The organism is Actinokineospora sp. (assembly GCF_050699995.1).
In the GTDB taxonomy this organism is placed as follows: domain Bacteria; phylum Actinomycetota; class Actinomycetes; order Mycobacteriales; family Pseudonocardiaceae; genus Actinokineospora.
Genome location: NZ_JBOHGC010000457.1, coordinates 1 through 3,287, shown reverse-complemented (window position 1 = coordinate 3,287; position 3,287 = coordinate 1). Strand labels below are relative to the sequence as shown.

Here is a 3,287-nt window from a genome sequence, read left to right as displayed (position 1 = left end):
GCCCACCGCCCTCGCGTGGGCCGGGCCTCCCTACGCCCCCACCCCCACGAGGAAGCCCGGGAAACAAACAGGGACTAAGAGCAAGGACATCCCCGCCCGGCCGCGAGCGCAGCGACTACTCCGGCAGGGCTGGTTCGGCGACCGATCGCACCGTGGGGGTCCGGGGGGTCGCCCCCCGGTTCCAGTGGACGAAAATCCCCGGCGAGCGCTCTCCGCGAGCATGGGGACACAGATTTAAGGGCGGCCCGCTCAACCAGCCTGGGGGTCACTGGGAGCGGGCCGCCACCTATAGCTTAGGCATATTCGGTCTTGAGCGCCGCATCGGGGGGCAGGCGAGTTGTGAATATTTGTCCACGGGTAGTGGGTACGTTCCGGTGAACTGTTCACGACCAGCGCACATTCGGGTGAATACCCCCGGTAGGGGTAGTGAGTTCCCGTTGTGAGACCGATGTTCTCTCTGTGACTGAGCCCCGGTGGTACGTCGGTTGCCATGACCCGTTCGGCAGGGATCGGGCGTTGACGGTGTTGGTCGAGGATGACCGTGTCGTGTTGGTGCCGCCGCCTGGTGCTTCGGCTGTGTTGTCGGCGCAGCAGACGCGGTCGTTGGGGCTTGTGTTGGATCAGGCGGCGGGTCGCGCGGATGAAGTTCGGGCCTGATGGGGTCCGATCCGTTGCGTGAGGCCGTGTTGCGGCGGTTGGCGTTGTTGGACGAGGCCGCGGGCAGTGCGAACGCGGATACGTTGCTTCCGTTGGCGCGCAGCGAGATCACCAGGTTGGCCGATGGGTGGCGGTTGTTGCTCACGGTGCACCAGCAGGGTCCTGATTTGCGGTGTCAGGCTTGTCCGCCGGGGTGGGGTGGGTTCCGGGGTAGGCGTTGGCCGTGTCAGGTGTGGAAGATGGCCCATGAGCATTTGATCGGTGAGGGTGTTCCGCACCGTGAGCGGACGCGGCCGTTGCGCAATCCGTTCGGGAAGCCTGGTCGGGTGGTTCCGCCGGAGTCTTCCGTGGAGGTCACGACTGAGATTCCGGTGATTCGCCACCGCTGATTGTCCGTCACGCTGGGTGAACAGGGGCGTCAGTCTTCCCGTGCTGCGACGCGGTGTAGTCGTCATGGGGCAAGATGGCCGCCACGACAGCCTGGCGAGCAGGAGGGGCCCTGTGCAGGACGGTAGCGGTCGCATCGTGGTGCAGAACTTGACCAAGAACTTTGGTCAGGTCGCCGCGGTGCAGAACCTGAGTTTCCATGTGGAGCCGGGGTCGGTCACCGGCTTCCTCGGGCCGAACGGCGCGGGTAAGACGACGACGCTTCGGATGTTGCTCGGCCTTGTGCGGCCGACGGCGGGCCATTCGACGATCAACGGGCAGCCGTTTGAGCGGTTGGGCAATCCTGGTCGGGTTGTGGGCGCGGTGCTTGAGGCGCAGGGGTTCCACCCCACGCGGTCGGCGCTCAACCATCTGCGGGTGTATGCCGCGGCGATGGGGTTGCCTGATCAGCGTGCGCATGAGGTGGTCCAGCTCGTCGGGTTGGGGGGTGCGGCGCACCGTGCGGCGGGTGGGTTCTCGCTGGGCATGAAGCAGCGGCTGGCGTTGGCCACCGCGTTGTTGGGCGACCCGCAGGTGTTGGTGCTCGATGAGCCCGCGAACGGGCTCGACCCGGAGGGCATCGCTTGGCTGCGCACGTTCCTGCGCGCGTTCGCCGCGTCGGGTCGGACTGTGCTGATTTCCAGCCACTTGCTGGCCGAGGTCGAGCAGACCATCGACCAGGTCGTGATCATCAGCCGCGGGCAGACCGTCTTCTACGGGATGCTCGACGACCTGCGCCGGTCGCAGCAGTCGCGGGTGCTCGTGCAGCCCGCCGACGCGACCGCGTTCGTCGCCGCGCTGCAGGCCGCTGGGATCGCCGGCATCCAGCCCACGCCCGACGGCAAGGTCGCGGTCACCGACGCCACGATCCAGCAGATCGGCGACGTGGCGGCGAAGGCCGGTGTCGCGACGTATGGCATGCAGGAGGAGAAGGTCGACCTGGAGCAGCTGTTCTTCCGGCTGACCAGCGGCCAGTACGCCGCGCCTGGCTACGGTCCGCCGCCGCAGCAGCCCGCCGGTTACGCGCTTCCCGTGGAGGCCTACCAGCAGCAGCCGTACGCGTACCAGCAGCAGCAATATCAGCAGCCCCCGCAGCAGGCTTATCAACAGCAGCCGTATCAGCAGCAGGCCTATCAGCAGCCGCCGCAGGGTTACGAGCAGCAGTACCAGCCGCCGGTCCAGGAGTCCTCGCCGTATCAGCCGCCCGCGTCCGATCCGACGCCCGCGCAGCAGGACACGACCGGACAGGGAGGCAACGCCTGATGGGCAACGTGATCAAGGCGGAGTTCCGCAAGATCCTGACCACCAAGCTGTGGTGGGCGATGATGATCCCCGCGTTCCTGGTGGCGGGCGGCTGGGCGCTCGGCGGCGCCGCGCTGACCACGGAGATCGCCAACGACCTGTCGCGCGAAGACGTCATCCAGCAGTTCGACATCCCGATCAACGAGGTGTCGTGGTCGGTGATCGCGCTGGCCCGCGCGATGAACATCGCGTCGATCTTCCCGATGCTCTTCGGCGCGCTCGGCCTGGCCAGCGAACTGCACCGCCGCACGATCACGACGACGTTCCTGACCGCGTCCACGCGTCCCGGCGTCCTCGCGGCCAAGGCGATCGTCTACGCCGTGTGGGGCCTGATCTACGGGCTCGTCATCGCCGTCGCCGTCTCCTTCGGCGCGCTGCTCGGGTCCGACAGCAACCACCTGCCTGACGGCAAGCAGTGGTTCCTGGTGCTGCTCGCCGGCGTGATCATGTGCACCTTGTGGACGCTGTTCGGGCTTGGGGTGGGCGCGCTGATCGGGTCGCCGGTGGGCGCGATCGTGATCCTGCTGATCTACGCGCTCGTCATCGGCCCGTTCGGCGAGTTCGTGCTCTTCTCCGCCACCGACGGCTCGAACCTGCCCGGCTTCCTGCCGAACGGCTCGGCCAACGGCATGACCGGGTCGACCGCGAGCGCGCTGCTGTTCGACCAAATCCAGTCCCTGGTCCTCAACCTGGGCGGCGAACTGGTCACCGACGACCGGCGCGAGACCTTCGACCAGGCCATCCGCGCGGTGGCGGGCGCCCCTGGCGCGCTGTCGCTGTGGCTGAGCACCCTGGTGTTCCTGGCGTGGACCGCGCTGTTCTTCGGCACCGGCATGTGGCGCAACCAGAAGCGCGACATCACCTGATCCACCAGTTATCCACAGGCGCGGGCCGTTCACCCC

General features: G+C 67.4%; 2 protein-coding genes. Both read left to right on the top strand.

Annotated elements, in window-relative coordinates; translation table 11 throughout:
- Nucleotides 1-1,158: 1,158 nt before the first annotated feature.
- Nucleotides 1,159-2,346 (top strand): ATP-binding cassette domain-containing protein, encoded by a 1,188-nt coding sequence (locus ACRDSQ_RS22450; RefSeq protein WP_431423791.1) that lies wholly within the window; start codon nt 1,159-1,161, stop codon nt 2,344-2,346.
- Nucleotides 2,346-3,251, top strand: coding sequence for an ABC transporter permease subunit (locus tag ACRDSQ_RS22445; protein ID WP_431423789.1), 906 nt, complete (start codon nt 2,346-2,348; stop codon nt 3,249-3,251). Before ACRDSQ_RS22450 ends, ACRDSQ_RS22445 begins: the two co-directional genes overlap by 1 nt.
- Nucleotides 3,252-3,287 lie beyond the last annotated feature (36 nt).